This window comes from uncultured Methylovirgula sp. (genome assembly GCF_947646745.1).
Lineage (GTDB): Bacteria > Pseudomonadota > Alphaproteobacteria > Rhizobiales > Beijerinckiaceae > Methylovirgula.
In genome coordinates this window covers 1-20,903 of sequence record NZ_CANSHK010000043.1, presented here as the reverse complement: position 1 = coordinate 20,903, position 20,903 = coordinate 1, and the positions used below count along the sequence as shown (strand labels likewise).

Here is a 20,903-nt window from a genome sequence, read left to right as displayed (position 1 = left end):
CCTTTCGATCGAAAGCCGAAAGGAAGGAAGGCGATGTCGAGTCGGACGATTGTGTGCAGCCTCGCGTTGACGGCTGCCTTAGCGGTCTGCGCAACGCCCCGCGCCGAAGCCGCCGATCTCGCCTCGTTCTTCGGTGGCCAGCAAGCCGATTCGGAACCGACCGAACCGGTCGAATTCGGCACCGGCTGGTACATTCGCGGCAGCGTCGGCGCCGCGGTGCAGGATATGCCGGACCTTCTCTCCGATCTTAACAATGTCACCTTTAACCAAAGGCTGAATTGGTCGGTCGAAGCCGGTGCTGGCTACCAGTTCAATCAATGGTTCCGCACCGATGCGACCTATACCTATTACGGCAGCCAGCCCATGGGCGGCTACGGGCCGCAGGTGAATTGTCCTGCAAGCCTTGATGCGATCACTGATCCGACGACGGGGCACGTCATTGGCACGGCGGTCAACCAGAACCAATGCTCGACCAAGGAAGGCGCTTCTCTGCAGAAGAATCTCTTTCTGGCAAACGGTTATGTCGATCTCGGCACTTATTGGGGCATAACGCCGTACATCGGCGGTGGTGTCGGTGCGGCTTACTTAAACGGGACGCAAACGGTCAACTTCATCAATGCGGATGGAAGCCCTTACCGCGCGGTATTGACATTTCCAAACCCCTATTCGGTTCCGCTTAACTACACAAATCCACTTACCGGCCAGCTGATCGAACCGCAGCCGCACTATAATTCCGGCCCGCAAAATTGGGACTTCTCCCGGTCAATATCGAAATGGAATTTCGCCTTCGCACTCATGGCGGGCTTTTCCTATGACATCTCACCCAATCTGAAGCTCGACCTCGGGTACCGCTACGTCAATTTCGGCACGATGTCGTTCAAGTCGCTGTCGGGCGTGCTCTTCGATAAGGGCCTCACGTCGCAGGAAGTCCGCCTCGGCCTGCGCTATCTGATCGATTAAGCACCGGCCGCACGAGCCAGTTGCGCTTTGCCGCAACTGGCCGCACAACAGAACCATGACCATTGCGCTGTCGCAGCCGGGCACCAAGCCCGGCCGTCCATTTTTCTCGTCCGGTCCGTGCCCCAAACGGCCGGGCTGGACGCCGGAAATTTTCAGGACGGCGCTGCTCGGCCGCTCGCACCGCAGCCCCGCCGGCCAAGCGAAGCTTGAACAGGCCATCGAAACGACCCGCGATGTCCTCGGCGTGCCGGCCAGCCATCGCATCGCGATCGTGCCGGCCTCCGATACCGGCGCCGTCGAAATGGCGCTCTGGTCGCTGCTCGGACCGCGCGGCGTCGATATCCTTGCCTGGGATGCCTTCGGCGAAAGCTGGGCGCAGGATGCAGAAGCGCTGAAACTTGGCGACCTGCGCATCCTGCGGGCGCCGCCGGGCGCGATTGCCGATCTGGCGGCGACGCGCCCCGACCGTGACATCGTCTTCACTTGGAACGGCACCAGCACCGGCGCGCGGGTGCCGGATGCCGACTGGATCGCCGCCGACCGCCAAGGACTGACGATCTGCGATGCGACCTCGGCCGTCTTCGCGCAAAAGCTCGATTGGGCGAAGCTCGATGCCGTCACGTTCTCCTGGCAGAAATGCCTCGGCGGCGAAGCGGGGCATGGGATGCTGGTGCTCGGGCCGCGCGCCGTCGAACGGCTTGAGAGCTATCGGCCGCCCTGGCCGCTGCCGAAAATTTTCCGCCTGACGGAGAAGGGCAAGCTCGACGAAGCTTTGTTCAAGGGCTGGACGATCAACACGCCGTCGATGCTTTGCGTCGAGGATTATCTCGACGCGCTCGCCTGGGCGCAATCGCTCGGCGGCCTCGATGCCTTGATCGCCCGCGCCAATGCCAATGCGCGTACGATCGGCGCCTGGGTCGAGACTTCGGATTGGATTGGGTTTCTGGTCAAGGACCCGGCCATCCGGTCCAACACCAGCCTTTGCCTGACGCTGACCGAGCCAGAGGTCGCGAGCCTGCCGGCGGCGGAGCAAAAAGCCGTGGTCGACGAATTGCTCGCTATCCTCGAAGAAGCCGAGGTCGCCTATGATATCGGCGCCTACCGCCTGTCGCCGCCCGGCTTGCGGATCTGGTGCGGCCCGACCGTCGAGGCGCGCGACCTGACGAAGCTCACCGCCTGGCTCGACTATGCCTACGGGCTGGCGCGGTGAAGCCCGGCTTCACCGCATCCTCTCAACGGATGCTTTTTCGGGATTAGGCCTGTGCCAGCGCCCGCACGCTATGGGTGAGGCGGGAAACCTTCCGGGCGGCGGTATTGCGGTGGATGATCCCGTTCTGCGCGGCGCGGACGATCACCGGCTCGGCCGCCTTCAGCGCCTCGGCGGCGGCGGCGTGATTGCCGGCGGCAATCGCCTCCTCGACCTTGCGGACGAACGTCCGCATGCGCGAGCGGCGCGAACGGTTGACCGTGGTGCGGTGCTCGATTTTACGGGCGGCCTTCTTGGCCGACGGTGTATTCGCCATCGAAATGTCCTGGAAAAGTCCGGCCGAAGGCAACCTAAAGGTCGGCGTCGCCGGACGCGCAAACTCGAAGCGGCAGCTTATAGTTGGCGCTCCAAAGCCCGTCAACGCAATCCGACAAGAATTTTGTCGGAATAAGCCACCGACGACCCGCGGAAAAGAAAGCGAAATCAACGATTCTCGAATTTCGCCGGGCGTTTTTCGACGAATGCGGCCATGCCTTCTTTCTGGTCGTGCGTCGCAAACAGCGACTGAAACGCCCGCCGCTCGAAAAGCAGCCCTTCGGCCAGGCTCGTCTCGGCGGCGCGGTTGATCGCCTCCTTGGTGAGCAGCAGCGCGGGAAGCGACATTTCGGCGATCGCCGCGGCGGTCTTCAGCGCTTCGGTTTCCAATTGGTCGGCCGCCACGATCCGGGCGACGAGACCGGCCCGCTCGGCTTCTGCCGCATCGATCATGCGGCCGGTGAGGCAAAGCTCCATCGCCTTGGCCTTGCCGATCGCCCGCGTCAGCCGTTGCGAGCCGCCGCCGCCCGGCATGATCCCAAGCTTGATCTCCGGCTGGCCGAATTTGGCCGTGTCGGCGGCGATGATGAAATCGCACATCAAGGCGATCTCGCAGCCGCCGCCGAGCGCAAAGCCCGCCACCGCGGCGATTGTCGGCTTGCGCACGCGCGCGAGCCTTTGCCAATCGGCGATGAAGTCGGGGATCAGGGCTTCGGCATAGGTCTTGTGCTGCATTTCTTTGATGTCGGCGCCGGCGGCGAAGGCCTTGGCGGAGCCGGTGAGCACGATGGCGCTGATTGCCGGATCGGCTTCGAAGGCATCGAGCGCGCGGTTGAGGGCGGCCATTAATTCGGCATTGATGGCATTGAGCGCCTGCGGCCGGTTGAGCCGGATTAGCCCGACCTTCCCGTGGGTTTCGACGATGATCGGTTCGCTCGCCACGCACGACTTCCTTTTCTGCTTTGCGCTTGCCGCTGTTACGCTTTGTAACTGGATTTGACTTATCATCCTAAGCTTGTGCTTCTAAAGACATTAAGCTAATTGCGAGCACTATAGCCTGGCGCTTTCCACGGTCGATTTCGGCGTTGCTTTGCCGGCCGCAGCCAAGGATGTTATGGCTCCAATAATCGTGGGGACAGCCCGCCGCGCCGATTCTGAGCAGGCGGGGCTCGAAACAACGGACAATTTGACTTGGCAAATCGCATAAACAGTCTCGCAGACTATGCGACAAAACGCTTCCGCCTCGCCGGCAAAGCCTATCTCGAGGAATATAACCCGTTTTTTGTCCCAACCGACAGCGCGCGTCACGAGGCGCAGGCGCACGGGCGGAATTTCGTCAGCTTCGCCAATTACGATTACCTCGGTGTTGCCGGCCATCCGGCCATCAAGGCAGCATCGGTCGGAGCGCTCGAAAGTCTCGGCGTCGGCGCGCTCGCCTCGCGCCTCGTCGGCGGCGAACGCTCGACGCATCATGTGTTCGAAGAAAAGCTGGCCTCGTTCCTCGGCGTCGAATCAGTGCTCACCTTGGTCTCGGGTTACCTGACCAATGTGACGACGATTTCGCACATGATGAACACGCGCGACGCGATTTTCCTCGATGAATTGTCGCACAACAGCATCATCAGCGGTGCCAAGGCGGCGAGCGCGACGAGCCATTTCTTCCAGCACAACGATCTCGACGATCTGGAAGCCCTGCTCGAACAGAAACGCAGTTCCTACCGTCATGTGCTGATCGCGGTCGAATCGCTCTACAGCATGGATGGCGACATCGTCGATCTGCCGCGCCTGATCGAGATCAAGGACCGCTACAATTGCTGGTTGCTGGTCGATGAGGCGCATTCGATCGGGGTTCTCGGCCAGGACGGCCGCGGCCTTTGCGAACATACCGGCGTCGATCCGGCGCAGATCGATCTCATTGTCGGCACGCTGTCCAAGACCTTTGCCTCCTGCGGCGGCTTCCTCGGCGGTAAGAAGCCGGTGATCGACTGGCTGCGCTATACCCTGCCCGGCTTCGTGTTCAGCGTCGGCCTGTCGCCGGTCATTACCGCGGCGGCCTCGACGGCACTCGACATCGTTCAGAAGGACACCTGGCGCATCGAGCGGCTGCGTGCCAATGCCGAGCTTTTCCTCGAATTGGCGCATGAAGCCGGCCTCGACACCGGGCCGGCGATCGGCCGCGGCGTCGTGCCGATCCTCTTCGCCGACGGGCTCGAAACGGTCGCGGCTTCGCGACATCTGATGGCGAACGGCTATTATGTGCCGCCGATCTTCCAGATCGGCGTGCCGAAGAACCAGCCGCGGCTGCGCTTCTTCCTTTCGGCCACGCATCGCGAAGAAGATATTCGCGGCGTCATCAACCTCCTCGCCCGGCGGCAGGCCCAGCCGGTGGTTGCGGCCGAGCCGGCGACCGCCGCGACCTGATGACGAACGATCCGATGACGAAAAGATGAAGGCGCTCCGAGCCGGCGCCCGATTGAAGTCTCCATCGTCGGCGATGCTCCGCGCTTCACCGGCCAACGGATATTGGAATGGCTGACATCAAGATCGTTCCCGTGAAGGGCCTCGGCGCCTTTCTCGAATTCTGCCGCGTGCCGCGGCTCATCTACAAGGGCCAGAAAGGCTTTTCGCCGCCGCTCGACGCCGAGCGCTGGACCCTGCATGGCTCGAAGCTCAATCCGCATTTCAAATCGGTCGATTGGCAGGCCTGGCTCGCTTATAAGGACGGCAAGGTCGCCGGCCGCATCCAGGCGCAAATCTACAAGGACGTCGTGCCGCTCGGCGCCTCACCGGCGCAATTCGGCTGCCTCGATTGCATCGAAGACGAGGCGGTCTTCGCGGCGCTCCTCGAAACGGCGGAAACCTGGCTGCGCGACCGCGGCGCGAGCCTCGTGCATGGCCCCTTCTCGCCGTCGATCTGGAGCGAAATGGGCATGCTCGTCGATGGCTTCAGCGCCGTGCCAATGTTCCTCATGCCGTGGAATCCGTCTTATCTGCCGGCGATGATGGAACGGCGCGGCTACGGCAAGGCGCGCGACGTCATCTCCTACCGCTATGTGATCTCCGACAAGGATAAGACCAATACGCCCGGCATCATCGCGCGCCCCGAATGGCGCGAGCGGTTGAAAATCCGCACGCTCGATCTCAACAATATCAAGGCCGAGGCGGCGCTCATCGTCGATATTTTCAACGACGCCTGGCGCGAGAACTGGGGCTTCGTGCCGTTCACCCATGAGGAATTCATGGCCTCGGCGGATTCGCTCAAATATGTCATGCCGCCGGAAGGCGGCTTCATGGTCGAGCTCGACGGCGTGCCGCAGGCTTTTGCTATCGTGCTGCCGAACCTGAACGAAATTCTCGCGGACCTTGACGGCAAGCTCTTGCCGTTCGGCCTGCCGAAGGTCGTCTCGCGCGTCCGCAATCATCAATACAAGAGCATGCGGATGGCGCTCTTCGGCTTGCGCCGCGCCCTGCATCGCAAGGCCGTGGGCGGCGCCGTGATCCTCGCCTTCATCGAGGAATGCCGCCGCCGCGCCCGCCAATTCCCATCGGTTGAGCATTGCGAATTCGGCTGGGTGCTCGAGGACAATCTCGGCATGCGCCGGCCGATCGAACTCTCGGGCGCCGAGATCGATAAAGTACACCGCATCTACGGCAAGGATCTGAGCGCCGCGGCGGCGCCCCGAGCCGCAGCGGCCTGAGCGCCTAACCGGATTGAGTGAATCGCAGGACTATTTTGCGGCGGCATCCGCCGCATGGCGCAGGATCGAGCGATCGACACGCGAATAGAGCGTGTAGCGCGGATCGAAGATGAAGGTGAAGAACAGCTTCGTCCACGACTTATGCGTCTTGAGATGGTCGTAGAACTCGGGCGCCATGCGCTTTAGTTCAGGCAGTAAGCGCCACGGGATTTCCGGAAAATCGTGATGCTCGTTGTGGTAGCCGATATTGAGCGCGATCAGATTGAGCGGCCCGTAGTAATCGTAGGTTTCCTGGTGCGGATCGAAGGTGAAATGCTCCTGGATCCAGCGCGCACTCAAGGGATGCAGGCCGCCGACGGAAAACCAGAACGACGCAAAAAGATACAGCAGCGCGTTCCATCCAAAGAGATAGAGCAGCACAAGATCATAGGCGGCAATGACCGCGAGATTGATGTAGGTCCACTTGCCCCAGATCGGCACCGTGCCCTTCAGACGGCCGAGACGTGAGAGCTGCCAGAAGGCGAAGCCGAACAGCCAGAAGGCCTTGCCGTACCAGCGATTGCTCGCGATCTTCGCTTCGAGATGGCCGGGCAGGTCGGCATCGAAATCATAATCGCCGAGATGCGAATGATGCTTCTGGTGATAGCAGCGAAAGCCCATCGCGGTCGGAAAGGCATTCGGCAGATCGGCAAGGATCGCCACCCATTTGTTGGCGTCGGGCGTCTTGAAGATCGTGTTATGAACTGCGTCGTGGATGACGACGAACATCGCATGATTGGCGAAGGCGCCGATGCAATAGGCGGCGATCAGCGCGGCCCACCAATAATGCAGGCCGAAATGGCCAAACAGGGCGGCAATGGCCGTCTGGCCGAGAACGACGCCGAGAGTGATGATGGCGGTCATCGGATCGGTGACAATGAGCTTTGCAACCTCAGGATGCGCGGCCAGGATAGCGCGGCGTCGCTGCGGATGCGGACGCAACGGCTCGGCGATGAGGAAAGTATCCTGGGGCGCGGCGGCCGGTATGTCGTCGTTTCGAATCGCCATGTTCATGCGCGAAGTCTCGCTCCAGCCCCGAGTTCTCGCCCCCCAGCGAATTCACATTCTACCACTAGCCAAAAAGTCGTCCCTTGCGAAGGGCCCGGATCAACTTTGGAAGCGGACCAAAAGCCAACCTGGCCACGACGCCGCAGATAAAAGCGCCGCCTCGTCGGGGTTCGCCGGCCTCAGCTGATCTTCGGCGTCGTCACCGGCCGCGACTTGGGCGTACGCTTAAAGTGCTCGCGGCTGCCGGATACGACCGTCTTCAAGATCGACGGGGCGTTCGAAATGCTCATGTAGACCATCATCGGCGTCACCGACGAGACGGTAACGAGATATTGCCAAAGCGAGCCGCGCCGTAAGATCAAATAGGGCACCAGCGTCATGCCGACGGCGACCGTCGCGATCAGGGTCAGCATGAATTCCATGAGCGGGATATAGGCTGAGGCGTGCAGCCCGCGCAGCAGGATGCAGAGGATGAACGAGGCGGTCGCGATCGCCGCGCAGGGATAAAAGGCCTGGATCAGGATCAGCGCGCTGGCCGAAATCTTCTTGCTGATCGTCCAAGGCGAAGCCCAGACTTCGCCGAGCACCTTGCGCGCGACTTGGACGAAGCCGTTCGACCAGCGCCGCTGCTGCACGCGCCAATGTTGCAAATGCTCGGGCACGAGGCCTGGAACCGCCGGCTCCATGAGGAAGACGCCGTGCCAATCGGCGAGCTCGGCGCGGATCGTCAGATCGAGATCCTCGCAGAGCGAATCGCCCGACCAGCCGCCGGCCGCCTCGATCGCGGCGCGGCGCCAGAGGCCGCCCGTGCCGTTGAACTGAAACAGCCAGCCGGCGCGATAGCGCGTCGCCTGCTCCATGACGAAATGCGAATCGAGCATCAAGCCCTGGATGCGCGTCAGCCAATTGGTGCGGTAATTGGCGAATTCGCAGCGCGATTGGACAAAGCCCGCGTGCGGATCGGCCAGCAGATAAGGCACGGTCGCGCGCAGCCATTCGCGCGGCGGGCGGAAGTCGATATCGAGCACGGCAATGACCGGCGCATCGTTCTTGGTCAGACCATGCGCAAGCGCGCCTGCCTTGAAGCCCGTGCGGTCGTCACGCCGCAGATGCAGAATATCGAAACCCTGGGCGCGCAATTGCTGCTCGGCCCGCTGGGCCAGCGCCGACGTCTCGTCCGTGCTGTCGTCGAGAAGCTGAATGTGGAGCTTATCTTTCGGCCAATCGAGCGATGCAGCCGCATGGAGCGCGTCCGCCGCCAATTCGCCCTCGTTGAATGCGGGGATTTGCACCAGGACATGGGGCAGTTCGGCCTCGCTCAATTTGAGCGGCGGGATCGGCTTGCGCCATGGCTTTCCGGTAACGAGTTCGATGATGTTGATGGCGATGAGGATCAGAAAGCTGATGCCGATGCCGACGAGACCGAGAATGGCAAAGCCAAGAACCGTCTCGAAAAACAGGCGCAGAAATTCTCTGAGGACCAATGCGCGCTCCGTTCCCGGGTACTTCTATGCTCGCGGCAGGAAGGTTCCGTCCCCCCTTGGGACGCGGACCGGCATCGTTTGAGCACGGAAAATGCAAGCAAAACAAGGAAAACCCGGCGGAGCGCCGGCTCAGGCGTTCACTCTTTCTTTCGTTTCTGGAACATTTACCAAGAAACGTGTGAACAAACGGTCGACAAAGCGCGGCGGCAGAATGCGCGCGAGCCATGTCGCAGCATAAAGCGCCGCCGGAAAGGCGATGACGGCGCGGCCGCGTGCCAGACCTGCCTTGATGATCCGCGCGGCCTCGACGTCGCTGACTTCGAACGGCTTGACGGCGTCGATCGAGTCGTTCAGCGGCGTCTTGACGAAGCCGGCGACAACCAGGCTGACGATCAAGCCGCGGCGTTCGAGCCGTCCGCGCAACGATTCGGCATAGGCATGAACCGCCGCCTTGCTGGCGCTATAGGCCGGCGAAAACGGCAGGCCGCGCAGGCCGGCGAGCGAACCGATGATCGCGATCTGGCCCAAGCCGCGCCCGCACATCGGCTGGATCAGCGGCTCGACGGTGTTCAGGACGCCGAAAAGATTGGTGGCGAGCAAGGCCCGCACGGCCTCCGGATCCTCAGTGAGCGCGGCATCGGCAAGACCGCTGGTGATGCCGGCATTGGCAATCGCGAGATCGAATGGCAGAGCGGCGTCAGCCGCCGCGATCCAAGCGCGCATGGCGTCGCGATCGCGGACATCGACCTGGCCGGTTGAAACCAGCGCGCCTTGCGCCGCGGCCGCAGCGGCGATCTCGGCCAAACGCGCCTCGTTGCGGCCGATGAGGGAAAGTCGCACGCCCGGCGCCGCATAGGCGAGAGCCAATGCCCGGCCGATGCCGCTCGAGGCGCCGGTGATAAGGATCGCGCGCGGTTGGCGCATGGCCTAGCCCGCTTCGCCGAGCACGGCTTCGGCCAGGACGACGATTTCGCGTTGCGCATTATGCGCCATGAGGCGCAGCGTCACGCGAAGTCCGTCATCCATCGCCACATTGGCGACACGCCCCGAGACAGCGATGCTTTCGCCTGCCAGGACCGGGCGCAAAAATTTGGCCGAGAGGCGCTGCAGCCTCAGATCGGGCCGCCATGCGGCCAGCGCCGGAGCGAAGGCGCTCATCAGCAACATGCCTTGAACCGGCGGCGCCGCGAGCCCGGCCTGGCGCGCCAGATCAGCATCGAGATGGATGGGATTCTTGTCCCCCGAAACCTCGGCATAGCGGGCGAGACGCAGCAGATCGAACGGCCCGAAATTTTGCGGCGACAGCTTATCGCCGACGCGCAAAGGAGCCTGAACGGATTCGACAACCGGCGCGGTCACGCCGCCTGCCCCGCCGGCAGCGGCACGATGCGCAGCGTCATTTCCATGCTGAGCGAGGGGGCTTCGTCCGCCACGCCGACATACGCCGACAGAATGATCCGCGATGGCTCTGTCTCGCGCTTCATCGTGACCGTCATCGCGTAATCGGCGTCGAGGGTGAGCGGCGCGCGATAATCGAAACTCTGCGACTCATGGATCGGCACCCAGTTGGCGTCGCCGATCATCTCGACCGCTGCGGCTTGAAAATCGGGCCGCGCCAGCCAGCGCACCGGAAAGGTGAAGGGAACGCTCTGCCCCGGACTGCCGACCTCGCGCGCGAACGCCGCCGCTTCCGCCGCCGCCGCGCGGACCGTGAATGTCCCAAGCAGGCGTTCAGCCGGCATGCCGCGCTCCAAGGTCATGCATCGAAAAGCTCACGCATTGAAATCGCGCACGACGAGCGCCGCATTGATGCCGCCAAAAGCAAATGAATTCGACATGGCGACCTTGATCGGCATCGGCCGCGCCTCATTGGGGATGCAATCGACCGGGCATTTTTCGTCCGCGACGCGCCAATTGATCGTCGGCGGCGCAACGTTCTCGCGCAACGCGCCAAGCGTGACGATCAACTCGAAGGCGCCGCCGACGCCAAGCCCGTGGCCATGCACTGGCTTGGTCGAGGAGACCGGCACATGCGGCGCGCGGTTGCCGAAGACGAGGCCGATCGCCGCCGACTCGGTCACGTCGTTCACCGTCGTACCCGTGCCATGCGCATTGATGTAATCGATCTCATCCGGTGTGACACCGGCGTCTTCGATCGCATTGCGCATGCAGGCGGCGGCGCCATTCACATCCGGCCGGACGGGATCCTTGGCGTCGCTCGTCGTACCGTAGCCAGCGAGTTCCGCCAGCACATAAGCTTTGCGCTGCGCCGCGATCTCTTCCGCTTCGAGAACGAAAACGCCAGCCCCTGCGCCAATCACCATGCCGTTGCGATCCTTGGAGAACGGCCGGCAGACGTTTGGCGTCAGCACGCGCAAGACCTCCCACGCGATCATCGTCCCGACGGTGACGCAATCTTCCGTGCCGCCGACGATGGCGCGATCGACCATGCCGGCACGGATCATCTGCGCGCCGATGCCGATCGCCTGCGTAGCCGAGGAGCAAGCGCTGCCGATCGCAAAGCACGGGCCCGTCGTGCCGTAGCGCATGCTCACCATTGCGGGGCAGGAACTCGGAATCAATTTCGGAATCGTCAGCGGGTCCGGGCGCACCTCCCGCTTGAAGACCGTATACAAGCCATCTTCGATCGTGTTCATGCCGGCAATGCCGGTACCGATGATCGAGGCCGTCCGCGGACCCTGCAGCGTCTCGCGCGAGAGGCCGGCCTGTTGCACGGCCTCGTCGGCGGCGATCAGCAGATATTTGATAACCGGATCGCTGAGCGACAGCGTATCCTTGTCGAGATAAAGGCTGGCGTCGAAATCCGGAACCTGCGCGGAAATCTTGATGCGGCCGGGATAGGGCCGCGCAAAGATCGTCTCGCGAATGCCGGAGCGGCCGTCGCGCGCCGCCTCCCACAGGGCTTTCGCACCAAGTCCCAACGACGAAACCGCGCCGATGCCGGTAATAACGACCCGCCGCTGCGCCATTCAGGCGGTCTTTTCTTTGCTGATGTAATTCGCCATGGCGTCGATCAGACTTTTCACGTCCTTAGCCTCGTGGAACGGCCCGTCCATCGGAATATAGACGTCGAACTTTTCTTCGAGCGCCGTCAGGATCATGACAATGTCGATGGACTTCAATCCCAAGCTCTCGATCGAGGCGTCCATCTTGACCTTGTCACGATCGATCATGCCCTCGGACACGATCACGTCGACGATCTGATTGACGAGTTCGTCTTTCTGCTCAGAGCCGTTAGCGTCCACCGTTGATCCCCTTTATCGAAAAGCGTCTGGGCGTTTGCGACAGACCAATGACCTAGTCAATTAATTTTGCATAACATGTTGCAACGTTGCGGGGAAAGTCCCTACGTCGCCCTGCTGGGCAGGATTTAGCCTTGATTTTGCTAATTTTTTCCCTCTTGACCCTCCAAGCGCTGCTTCAGCACAAGCAGCTTCGCGAAGGGCGAATTCGGGTCCGGCTGCCGCTCGCGCGGCTTCTCCGCCGAGGACCATTTTCCGCGGCCTTGACTCTCCCCGTCACGCGGACCGCGATGTGGCGGCTTCTGCGAAAAATCCCGCTTCTTATCCGGCCTGCCCGGGCCGCTTGGCGAACCTGCGGGGACGCTGGCGGCGCTATGATGCCGGCGCCGATGCTCAGGCCGCGCCGGCCGCTCAAGCGGCACGCTGGCGCCACCATTCGGCTCACCCGCTGCTGCCGCGGCTTCGCCTGTCGGCGCAGCCGGTGCTTGCTGGCCGGAACGCGGAAACCGCTGCTGGGCATGCCGCTGCGGCCGTGCCGGACGCCGCGCTTGATGGCGATGCCGAAACGGCCGCCAGACCTCGATCAGCGGCGGTTCGCTCGACGTTTCCGACGCAGCGCCCTCGACGGCTTCGATCGCGGGCTCAGCTTCTCCGGATAGCGGCGCTTCCGGTGCGGACTCGGCCGCCGCGACAGACTCGCCTTCAGCCTCGGCGGGCGCGGGCGTTTCGGCGCCGGTCGATTGCACCGATACGGCGGCAATTTCGGCCGGCGTTTCCTCGACGACGGCCGGTGCGGTCTCTGCCGCAAAGACATCGGCCTGAGGCGCTTCGGTTGAGTCTTCGGCGCCGGGCGCAGAGACGGCGCCGGGTTCGGCGGCGCTATCCTCGGTTGCCGTGGTCTGCGAATCGGCCTCGACCGGCGTCGCAGCGTCGGATGCTGCGGACGCTTGCGCGGCGGCCGTGATCGGCTCGACCGCCGCCTTCGGCACCAGCGGAACGGTGATCGCGGGACCTTTGCGCTGTTCGCTCTGATAGCCGAGTGCGCGCAAGATCGCGCCGAAGGCTTCGCCCGAACAGCCGGCAAGCGAGGTCATCGCTACGGTGACGACGAAACCGTCACCATCCGCCGCGCCCGCCGGCGGATCGCCCGACGTCGTCCCCGGCCGATAAGCGATGGCTGGGCGGATAAGATCAGCCAAGCGTTCCAGAATATCGACGCGCACAGCGCGCTCGCCGCAGACATGAAAACCGGCGACGCGATAAAAACCTTTCGGAATATCCTTGTCGGCCACAAATGACGTGCGGCCTGAGGAGGCGAGATGCGGCACCTCGGCCTGGCTCTGGCTGTTTTCGGCGCCCGGATTGCGCAAGGCCCAAAGCTGCGCCGCGAAGGCGCGCGGGGCGGGCTTCAAAAGCGCCGGCAAATAGAGATGATAGGCGCCGAAGCGCACGCCGAGCTTACGCAACGTCGCACGCGCCTCTTGCGTCAGGCTCTTGACGTCTTCGGCGACCTGCGAACGCTCGAGCACGCCGAGCGCCTCGGCAACGCGGAAGGCGACACCGCGGGCGATCCCCTCAAGTCCCTCGCCGCTTTCGAGATCCTGCAGCGGGCCGAGCAATTTTTTGACGTGCTGTGCGAGCCAGAGTTCGAGCCGCTTCTGGACGAGGTCCAAGGACGGACCGGTCAATTGTTCGTCGGCGAGAACGGCGACGCGCGGTTGCAGAACATGTTCGCCCGGCACAAGCTTGCCGATCGCCTCGCCCAACCAGCGGATGACGCCGTCGTTAGCGAGAACGAAAGCCTCGTCGACCGCCTCGTGCACGCGCCGCGCCCGGCCTTCGATCTCGCTGGCGAGCGCCTTCTGCGCGGCCGCGTTCAAAGCCTTGGCGGCTTCACCATCGGCCTGCGGATCAGCCGTGAAACGAAATCCCGACAAATGCCCAATGTGCTGCTCTTCGACCAGCACATCGCCGCCTGGGGTGATTTCGGCTTCCAACATCGCGTTCTCTCTCAAGCGACGCATCAGCACGCTCGTCCGCCGATCGATGAACCTTTGGGCGAGACGTTCATGCAAAGCGTCTGACAGCCTGTCCTCTACCCGACGCGCGACCTCCTGCCAATGCTCCGGGTCGCCGAGCCAATCAGGCCGATTGGCGATAAAAGTCCAAGTCCTGACCTGGGCCAGCCGCGCCGACAGCGTATCGAGGTCGCCATCGGTGCGATCAAGCTCGTGAATATGCCGTGCAAACCAGTCTTCGGGAATATGGCGCGCACGGACAACGAAGCCATAGATCGAAAGTACGAGTTCTGCGTGTGCCGCCGGCGACAGTTTGCGGTAATCGGGAATCTGACAAGCGTCCCAAAGCCGCGACACATCGGCCTCGGTCTTGGTGACCCGCAGGACATTCTCGTCCCGCCCGGCAATGTCAAGCACCATTTGATCTTCGGCGAGGGGAGCCCGCGTCAGGCCATAATCCTTGGGCTGGCGGTCGAGCGAAGCGCCGAGCGCAGCAATAGACGAGAAGTCGAGATCGCTATTGCGCCATTGCAACATCGTAACCGGCTCGAAACGATGGTCTTCCAGCGCTTCGACAAGATCATTGTCGAAAGGCGGACACCGGCCTGTCGTGCCGAACGTGCCGTCGCGCATATGGCGACCGGCACGCCCGGCGATCTGGCCGAACTCCGCTGGGTTGAGGCGCCGATAATGCCATCCATCAAATTTTCGATCCCCGGCGAAAGCAATGTGATCGACATCGAGGTTGAGGCCCATGCCGATGGCATCGGTGGCGACGATGTAATCCACGTCGCCGTTTTGATATATCTCGACTTGTGCATTGCGCGTGCGCGGCGACAATGCGCCAAGGACGACTGCGGCACCGCCGCGCTGACGCCGGATCCATTCGGCGATCGCATAGACTTCTTCAACCGAGAAGGCGACGATGGCGCTGCGCGGCGGCAGGCGCGCAATCTTGCGCTCGCCGGCAAAGCTCAGCTTGGAAAACCGCGGACGCGACAGGATCGGCGCGCCGGGCAGAAGCTCTTCGAGCCGGCGCTGCATGGTCGATGCGCCGATGAGCAAAGTCTCGTCGGTGCCGCGGCGGTTGAGCAGCCGGTCGGTAAAGACATGGCCGCGATCGAGATCGGCGGCGAGCTGAACTTCGTCGATGGCGACGAAGCTGAGATTGAGATCGCGCGGCATGGCTTCGACGGTCGAAACCCAATAGCGCGGCGCCGCAGGCTTGATCTTCTCCTCGCCGGTCACGAGCGCAACCGCGTCGGCGCCCACCTTCTCGACCACGCGGTTATAAACCTCGCGCGCCAAAAGCCGCAGCGGCAGGCCGATCATGCCATTGCGATGGGCGAGCATCCGCTCGATCGCATAATGCGTCTTGCCCGTATTGGTCGGCCCCAGCACGATCCGCACGCCGCGCGAACGTTCCAGCGGGTGGATTTGCGAGCCGGGAATGGCGAGGTTCATCGAGACTATCTTTCAGCGGCGGGGGCGCGCGCCGGCTCCGGCCACCCTGATATGCGCCGCCATGGGCGCCGCGGCAAGCCTCACCGAAGCGCAGCCACAGCCCCAGCTCTGCCTTCGGAAAAGTCGCGAAACAAGCCGAACCTGTGCCAATCTGCGGCAAAAATTGCGCCGGGCGGCCATTCCGATTGACACTTCGAACGCGCGGCGAACGAATCGCGGCCGAATCACTGACTTGTCGCGAATCCGCCTTTGTTCACCGCAACATATCGGGCTCGGCGAGAAGCTATCTCTATAAGTTGTGGACCGACGCCGATTTCAAGGCTTTTCAACTCCGCCAAGCGCCAGCTTCCCGCGGACTCCGCCCGTCGGTTTTGTCAAGCGCGACTTGGCACGAAAAACAGCGCCGCGGCGGTAGGATAGACTGTCGATGTCCCGGCAAGAGATTCGCGGCGACAAGCCGGGAAATGCGCAAGCGTATTGCGATGAGCCTCAGCGATCGGCCTTGAGGGTGCGGCCGCTCGGCTCGAGATGCAATTCGACCGCATCGACATAGGCCATGCCGGCCATGGTCCGCAGCCCGATATGGAACGGAATGACGACATGCGCGCGCGCGATCGGCGCGAGCCAAACCTCGATATCATGGTTCTGCGCCATGAATCTCGTCGACCGCGAATCGTAGCGATGGCCGGCGATCGGCTTGTAGCGCACGGCGCAGACGGAGACCGGCCCCTTATAGCCGTCGACGGAGACCTCGCGCGTGCTGGTATAGGTCATAGTGAGATCGAAGCGCACGACACCGTCATAGATCGGCAAGGTGCGATCGCAGGCCGAAGGGCCGACCAAAGGCTCGCCCGCCGGCACCGCCATGATCAGCGCGCTGGTCGGATCGAGGACATTATGCTTTTCGGCCGACGAGACCGGAATGCGGATCGATTCGTCTTCGAGGGGCGGCGAAATATCGACGGCGCGGACATTGCCTGCCTCAAGCGCCATGCGGACGGTGCGCGTATCGCGCGAAGTGGCCGCCGTCGTCGCATAGGCGTTGGGCAGAACATTGCCGCGGCGAATCTCGCCGGAAGATGCCAAGGCAATGCGCATATGCGCGAGCCATTCGGCGAGGCCCGTTAGACGCGCGTCGAGGGCCACGCGATAGGCCGCAGCACTGACCGCGCCATGGGCGCTCGCCTCGCCGATCCTGAAGCCCACGAGGCTTACCGCATAGCGCGCGAGTATGACCTCCGCCGCAGCCGGCGTGACCACAAGCGCCGTCGCAACGAGAACGGCAATAAAGGGCGAGCAGGCAGAAACGATGCGCATGGACGGCCGTTTATAAAGCCAGGAGGATGACAAGCCTGCGGGTCCCTTGTTGGTATGTTTGCGGGGACTTGCTCACGTTTGGCGGGAAATTCGGCCTCTTTCAAGGCGATAAGGACGAGAATCAACCGCGGCGCTGCACTATCCCCCACTCTGCCGCGCCGGCGCAAGAGGCGGCCTTGGTCGGCGCGCGGATCGGCGGATGTGCGCACTATCCGACCCGCATCCGCCGCCCGTTCGTTTATGATGGCCGCTCCCTGCCGCATCTGCCGATTGATTGAAAACCGTTCCCATACGCTTCATTTCATGGATACGCCGGCTCGAGAAGCGCGGCGGCGCGCGCGAATTTTAGCCCAAGGAGTAAGCCATGTCGGTCAATGTTCTCTATCGCACCAAAGCCACCGCCACCGGTGGGCGTGAAGGCCATGCACGAACCGAAGACGGCACGCTCGACGTCAATTTGACGATTCCGAAGGAACTCGGCGGCAATGGCGCGACCGGCAACAATCCGGAAAAGCTGTTCGCGGCCGGCTATTCGGCCTGCTTTCTCAGCGCCATGAAATTCGTCGCCACGCAGGGCGGCCCGAAAGTGCCGGACGACACGTCCGTCACCGGCACGGTCGGCATCGGCCCGCGCTCCGAAGGCGGCTTCGGCCTCGACGTCGAACTCGATATTTCGCTGCCGGGCCTCCCCCGCGCCGAGGCGCAGGATCTGATCGAGAAAGCCGACAAGATCTGCCCTTATTCGAACGCGCTGCGCGGCAACGTGCCGGTTCGCCTCAAGCTCGTCTAAGCACTGCCCATTCGCGCTGGCGGCCGCGGCATTCGCGGCCGTTTGCATTTCGGAGATCGGACAATGGATTATGTGAAACTCGGCCATACCGGCCTCGATGTGTCGCGCATCTGTCTCGGCTGCATGACCTTCGGCGAACCCGGCCGCGGGCCGCACAGCTGGACGCTCGACGCCGAAAAGAGCCGGCCGATCATCCAGAAGGCGCTCGAACTCGGCATCAATTTCTTCGACACCGCCAATGTCTATTCCGACGGCACGTCGGAGGAGATCGTCGGCCGCGCGCTCAAGGATCTCACAGCACGCCAGAATGTCGTGATCGCCACCAAGGTGCATGGCCGGATGCACCCCGGCCCGAACGGCGCCGGTCTGTCGCGCCGCGCCATCCTTGCCGAGATCGACAACAGTCTGCGTCGGCTCGGCGTCGATTATGTCGATCTCTATCAGATCCATCGCTGGGACCATGCAACGCCGATCGAAGAGACGCTCGAAGCTCTGCACGATGTCGTCAAGGCCGGCAAGGCCCGCTATATCGGCGCCTCCTCCATGTATGCGTGGCAATTCGCCAAGGCGCTTTATGTCGCGCGCCTCAACGGCTGGACCGAATTCGTTTCGATGCAGGATCACATCAATCTTCTCAACCGCGAGGAGGAGCGCGAAATGCTGCCACTCTGCCGCGACCAGAAGATCGGCGTCCTGCCCTGGAGCCCGCTCGCCCGCGGCCGCCTCACCCGCGATTGGGACGAAACCAGCGAACGCCAGAATACCGACGTTTTTGGCAAGACCCTTTATGGCCTCGAATCCGATCGCATGATTGCCAGCGAGGTTGCGAACGTCGCCAAGGCGCGCGGCGTCCCCCGCGCCCAAATCGCGCTCGCCTGGCTGTTGCAGAAGGACGGCATCACCGCGCCGATCATCGGCGCCTCGAAAGTAAGCCATCTCGACGACGCGGTCGCAGCTCTGTCGCTGAAGCTCACGGCGGAAGAAATCGGCAAGCTCGAAGCGCCCTATGTGCCGCATCCGATCGTCGGCTTTCAATAGAAGGACCTTCTCATGAACTGGCTCATCACCGGCGTGTCGAGCGGCTTCGGCCGCGCATTGTCGCAACTCATTCTGGAAAAAGGCGGTAAGGTCGCCGGCACCATCCGCAAGGACGCGGACAAAACCGCGTTCGAAAAACTCGCACCGGGCCGCGCCTTCGGCATTCTGCTCGATGTCACCGATGAAGCCGCCGTGCAGCGCGGCGTCAAAGAGGCCGAGGAAAAGCTCGGCGGCATCGACGTGCTCGTCAACAATGCCGGCTATGGTTTCGAAGGCGCGCTCGAAGAAGCGACGCTCGCCGATTTCCGCGAACAGTTCGACGTCAATGTCTTCGGCGCGATAGCGATGATGCAGGCGACGCTGCCCTATCTGCGCAGCCGCCGCGCCGGCCATATCCTCAACATCAGTTCGATGGGCGGGCTCATGGCCTTTCCCGGCATTTCCGCCTATCACGGCAGCAAATTTGCGCTCGAAGGCATTTCCGAATCGCTCGCCAAAGAGGTGAAGCACCTCGGCATCAAGGTGACGATCGTCGAGCCCGGCGGCTTCCGCACCGATTGGGCGGGCCGTTCGATGCGGCATGTCGAGAAGACGATCGAGGATTACGAGCCTTCCGCCGGTTGGTCACGCAAGCGGCTCGCAGCGCGCAACGGCACGCAGCCGGGCGATCCGCGCAAGGCGGCGGAAGCGATGCTGCACATCACAGAAGTGGAAGAGCCGCCGCTGCATCTGCTGCTCGGCTCCGATGCGCTGCAACTCGTCGGCGAAAAGCTCGGCGCCTTGCAGGCCGAGATCATGAAATGGGCGCCGGTCTCGGCCGGAACGGATTATCCGAAGCCGTAATCACTGTAGCCGCACCCGCACGCTGTCCGACTGGCCCTTGGCATCCAGCACCGAGATGCGGGCGAAACCGGCGCCGTCCGGCGTCCATTCGGAATCACGGCGCAGATCCGGCGCGCCGACGGGCGCGCCATTGACCATCCAGCGGAACGGCGGCACGCCGCCTTCCGCCTTCAGCGCGAGATCGCTGACCGCTTGTTCCGAAAGCCCGAGATCGATGCGGGCGCCGTTGGGCGGATAGACGATTTTCAATGCCTGAATATCGCCGTTGCCGGCATCGGCCGCGTGATCGTCGCGCAATTGGCGCAGCGGCGGCGGCAGGTCCGCGGTGCGCGCGATCAGCGCATCGGCGGGCCGCGGTATGATCTCATAGCTGCTGCCGATGCGGGCGAAGGCATCGAAGAGAATGGGCGCCGCGGCGACGCGGCCGATCAGCCCCGGCACAGGGGCATTGTCTGGCCGGCCGACCCAGACGGCAATCGTGTTCTTGCGATCAAAGCCCGCCGCCCAAGCATCGCGATAGCCGTAAGAGGTGCCGGTCTTGAAGGCGAGCCGATTATAGGGCGCATTGTCGGGCGGCGGCGCGCCGCGCAAAATATCGGCGACATACCAGGCCGACACCGGTTCGCAGATGCGCGCATGCGAGGCCAGCGCGCCCGCGGCACGCTCATGCAGAACCGGCACGCTGCCGCCGCGGGCGAGACCCGCATAAAGCTTGGCGAGATCGATGAGCCTGATGCCGACGCCGCCGAGGCCGATGGCGAGACCCGGCGGCTGATCGTCCGGCACGACGACATCGGCGCCGGCGCTGCGCAGCCGCGCGAGAAACCGCTCCGGTCCGACGGCATTGAGCAATTCGACCGCCGGCAGGTTGAGCGACATTTGCAGCGCATGGCGTGCCGTCACCGTCCCCTCGAAGCCGAGGTCGAAATCCTCCGGCGCATATTGGCCGAAATGCACCGGCCGGTCTTCGAGCACGGTCTCCGGATGGGCGATGCCCGACTCGAAGGCGAGTGCATAGATGAAAGGCTTCAGCGCCGAGCCCGGCGAGCGCAAGGCCTTGGTCATGTCGATGGCGCCGGCGCGCGACGCCGAAAAATAATCGGCGCCGCCGACATGGGCGCGGATTTCACCGCTCGCATTGTCGATAACGAGGATAGCGACCGAGATTTTCGGCCCCAGCCGCTGCGCGCTCTCATGCGCCAATCGTTCAAGCGAAGCCTGCCAGCCGGACGACAGCGTCAGCCGATGCACGCCATGCTCCTTGTCGGCGCGCAACGCCGCCTCGGCGGCATGCGGCGCGAGATGCGGAAAGGCAAGACGCGCATGCGGCACGTCCTGCTCTTTCGCTTCATCGCGCTCCGCCAAAGTGATGACGCCGTGCCGATAGGCGCGCTCGAGCACGCGATCGCGCGCCGCGCGCGCCCGCGCCGCGAAGCGGTCCGGCCGGCGCGCCTCGGGC

General features: G+C 63.3%; 19 protein-coding genes. 7 read left to right on the top strand and 12 right to left on the bottom strand.

Annotated elements, in window-relative coordinates; translation table 11 throughout:
* Window positions 1-33 precede the first annotated feature (33 nt).
* Window positions 34-960: an outer membrane beta-barrel protein gene (locus Q0025_RS12485; RefSeq protein ID WP_297299613.1), complete on the top strand. Its 927-nt coding sequence runs from the start codon at window positions 34-36 to the stop codon at window positions 958-960.
* Window positions 961-1,015: 55 nt separating this feature from the next.
* The gene (locus tag Q0025_RS12480) at window positions 1,016-2,170 is read left to right on the top strand and encodes a phosphoserine transaminase (RefSeq protein ID WP_297299611.1); all 1,155 of its coding nucleotides are present in this window, start codon (window positions 1,016-1,018) and stop codon (window positions 2,168-2,170) included.
* Window positions 2,171-2,213: 43 nt separating this feature from the next.
* Here the strand turns inward: Q0025_RS12480 and rpsT are convergent, their stop codons facing one another.
* Window positions 2,214-2,483, bottom strand: a complete 270-nt coding sequence (gene rpsT, locus Q0025_RS12475; protein ID WP_297299608.1) for a 30S ribosomal protein S20 — start codon at window positions 2,481-2,483, stop codon at window positions 2,214-2,216.
* Window positions 2,484-2,650: 167 nt separating this feature from the next.
* On the bottom strand, window positions 2,651-3,424 hold the full coding sequence (locus Q0025_RS12470; protein ID WP_297299607.1) for an enoyl-CoA hydratase: 774 nt from the start codon (window positions 3,422-3,424) through the stop codon (window positions 2,651-2,653).
* A gap of 249 nt (window positions 3,425-3,673) precedes the next feature.
* Between Q0025_RS12470 and Q0025_RS12465 the strand changes: the two genes are divergently transcribed.
* On the top strand, window positions 3,674-4,903 hold the full coding sequence (locus tag Q0025_RS12465; protein WP_297299605.1) for an aminotransferase class I/II-fold pyridoxal phosphate-dependent enzyme: 1,230 nt from the start codon (window positions 3,674-3,676) through the stop codon (window positions 4,901-4,903).
* A 107-nt stretch (window positions 4,904-5,010) separates the two neighbouring features.
* A complete protein-coding gene (locus Q0025_RS12460; RefSeq protein ID WP_297299603.1) occupies window positions 5,011-6,180 on the top strand; it encodes a hypothetical protein in 1,170 nt (389 codons plus the stop codon).
* A 30-nt stretch (window positions 6,181-6,210) separates the two neighbouring features.
* On the opposite strand, the gene Q0025_RS12455 is transcribed toward Q0025_RS12460, so the two are convergent.
* The 9 genes from Q0025_RS12455 to Q0025_RS12415 form a co-directional block, all read right to left on the bottom strand.
* Complete coding sequence (locus tag Q0025_RS12455; protein ID WP_297299602.1) at window positions 6,211-7,233, bottom strand: fatty acid desaturase; 1,023 nt, start codon at window positions 7,231-7,233, stop codon at window positions 6,211-6,213.
* 173 nt (window positions 7,234-7,406) lie between these two features.
* Window positions 7,407-8,711 (bottom strand): glycosyltransferase, encoded by a 1,305-nt coding sequence (locus Q0025_RS12450; RefSeq protein WP_297299601.1) that lies wholly within the window; start codon window positions 8,709-8,711, stop codon window positions 7,407-7,409.
* A 129-nt stretch (window positions 8,712-8,840) separates the two neighbouring features.
* Window positions 8,841-9,635, bottom strand: a complete 795-nt coding sequence (locus Q0025_RS12445) for an SDR family NAD(P)-dependent oxidoreductase (RefSeq protein WP_297299600.1) — start codon at window positions 9,633-9,635, stop codon at window positions 8,841-8,843.
* Window positions 9,636-9,638: 3 nt separating this feature from the next.
* Entirely contained in the window at window positions 9,639-10,070 is a 432-nt protein-coding gene (locus Q0025_RS12440; RefSeq protein ID WP_297299598.1) for a MaoC family dehydratase, read from the bottom strand.
* Entirely contained in the window at window positions 10,067-10,453 is a 387-nt protein-coding gene (locus tag Q0025_RS12435) for a hypothetical protein (RefSeq protein ID WP_297299571.1), read from the bottom strand. Before Q0025_RS12435 ends, Q0025_RS12440 begins: the two co-directional genes overlap by 4 nt.
* 30 nt (window positions 10,454-10,483) lie before the next feature.
* Window positions 10,484-11,701 carry a beta-ketoacyl synthase gene (locus Q0025_RS12430; protein WP_297299569.1) on the bottom strand — a complete coding sequence of 406 codons (1,218 nt, stop codon included), beginning with the start codon at window positions 11,699-11,701 and terminating at the stop codon, window positions 10,484-10,486.
* Window positions 11,702-11,977: an acyl carrier protein gene (locus Q0025_RS12425; RefSeq protein ID WP_297299567.1), complete on the bottom strand. Its 276-nt coding sequence runs from the start codon at window positions 11,975-11,977 to the stop codon at window positions 11,702-11,704.
* A gap of 140 nt (window positions 11,978-12,117) precedes the next feature.
* Entirely contained in the window at window positions 12,118-15,456 is a 3,339-nt protein-coding gene (locus Q0025_RS12420) for a helicase-related protein (protein ID WP_297299565.1), read from the bottom strand.
* A 489-nt stretch (window positions 15,457-15,945) separates the two neighbouring features.
* Window positions 15,946-16,773 carry a DUF3108 domain-containing protein gene (locus Q0025_RS12415; RefSeq protein WP_297299563.1) on the bottom strand — a complete coding sequence of 276 codons (828 nt, stop codon included), beginning with the start codon at window positions 16,771-16,773 and terminating at the stop codon, window positions 15,946-15,948.
* 364 nt (window positions 16,774-17,137) lie between these two features.
* Between Q0025_RS12415 and Q0025_RS12410 the strand changes: the two genes are divergently transcribed.
* From Q0025_RS12410 to Q0025_RS12400, 3 genes are all read left to right on the top strand, one after another.
* The gene (locus tag Q0025_RS12410; RefSeq protein WP_297299561.1) at window positions 17,138-17,563 is read left to right on the top strand and encodes an organic hydroperoxide resistance protein; all 426 of its coding nucleotides are present in this window, start codon (window positions 17,138-17,140) and stop codon (window positions 17,561-17,563) included.
* A 63-nt stretch (window positions 17,564-17,626) separates the two neighbouring features.
* The gene (locus tag Q0025_RS12405) at window positions 17,627-18,601 is read left to right on the top strand and encodes an aldo/keto reductase (protein ID WP_297299560.1); all 975 of its coding nucleotides are present in this window, start codon (window positions 17,627-17,629) and stop codon (window positions 18,599-18,601) included.
* A gap of 12 nt (window positions 18,602-18,613) precedes the next feature.
* Window positions 18,614-19,444, top strand: a complete 831-nt coding sequence (locus Q0025_RS12400; RefSeq protein ID WP_297299558.1) for an oxidoreductase — start codon at window positions 18,614-18,616, stop codon at window positions 19,442-19,444.
* On the opposite strand, the gene Q0025_RS12395 is transcribed toward Q0025_RS12400, so the two are convergent.
* Window positions 19,445-20,903 (bottom strand): penicillin-binding transpeptidase domain-containing protein (locus tag Q0025_RS12395; RefSeq protein WP_297299555.1); only part of this gene is annotated, 1,459 nt, incomplete at its 5' end. It abuts the gene before it with no gap.

Coding starts and splice junctions, on each gene's coding strand:
- Q0025_RS12485 (WP_297299613.1), top strand. CDS start 34: ATGTCGAGTCGGACGATTGTGTGCAGCCTCGCGTTGACGGCTGCCTTA.
- Q0025_RS12480 (WP_297299611.1), top strand. CDS start 1,016: ATGACCATTGCGCTGTCGCAGCCGGGCACCAAGCCCGGCCGTCCATTT.
- rpsT (WP_297299608.1), bottom strand. CDS start 2,483: ATGGCGAATACACCGTCGGCCAAGAAGGCCGCCCGTAAAATCGAGCAC.
- Q0025_RS12460 (WP_297299603.1), top strand. CDS start 5,011: ATGGCTGACATCAAGATCGTTCCCGTGAAGGGCCTCGGCGCCTTTCTC.
- Q0025_RS12455 (WP_297299602.1), bottom strand. CDS start 7,233: ATGAACATGGCGATTCGAAACGACGACATACCGGCCGCCGCGCCCCAG.
- Q0025_RS12445 (WP_297299600.1), bottom strand. CDS start 9,635: ATGCGCCAACCGCGCGCGATCCTTATCACCGGCGCCTCGAGCGGCATC.
- Q0025_RS12435 (WP_297299571.1), bottom strand. CDS start 10,453: ATGCCGGCTGAACGCCTGCTTGGGACATTCACGGTCCGCGCGGCGGCG.
- Q0025_RS12430 (WP_297299569.1), bottom strand. CDS start 11,701: ATGGCGCAGCGGCGGGTCGTTATTACCGGCATCGGCGCGGTTTCGTCG.
- Q0025_RS12420 (WP_297299565.1), bottom strand. CDS start 15,456: ATGAACCTCGCCATTCCCGGCTCGCAAATCCACCCGCTGGAACGTTCG.
- Q0025_RS12415 (WP_297299563.1), bottom strand. CDS start 16,773: ATGCGCATCGTTTCTGCCTGCTCGCCCTTTATTGCCGTTCTCGTTGCG.
- Q0025_RS12410 (WP_297299561.1), top strand. CDS start 17,138: ATGTCGGTCAATGTTCTCTATCGCACCAAAGCCACCGCCACCGGTGGG.
- Q0025_RS12405 (WP_297299560.1), top strand. CDS start 17,627: ATGGATTATGTGAAACTCGGCCATACCGGCCTCGATGTGTCGCGCATC.
- Q0025_RS12400 (WP_297299558.1), top strand. CDS start 18,614: ATGAACTGGCTCATCACCGGCGTGTCGAGCGGCTTCGGCCGCGCATTG.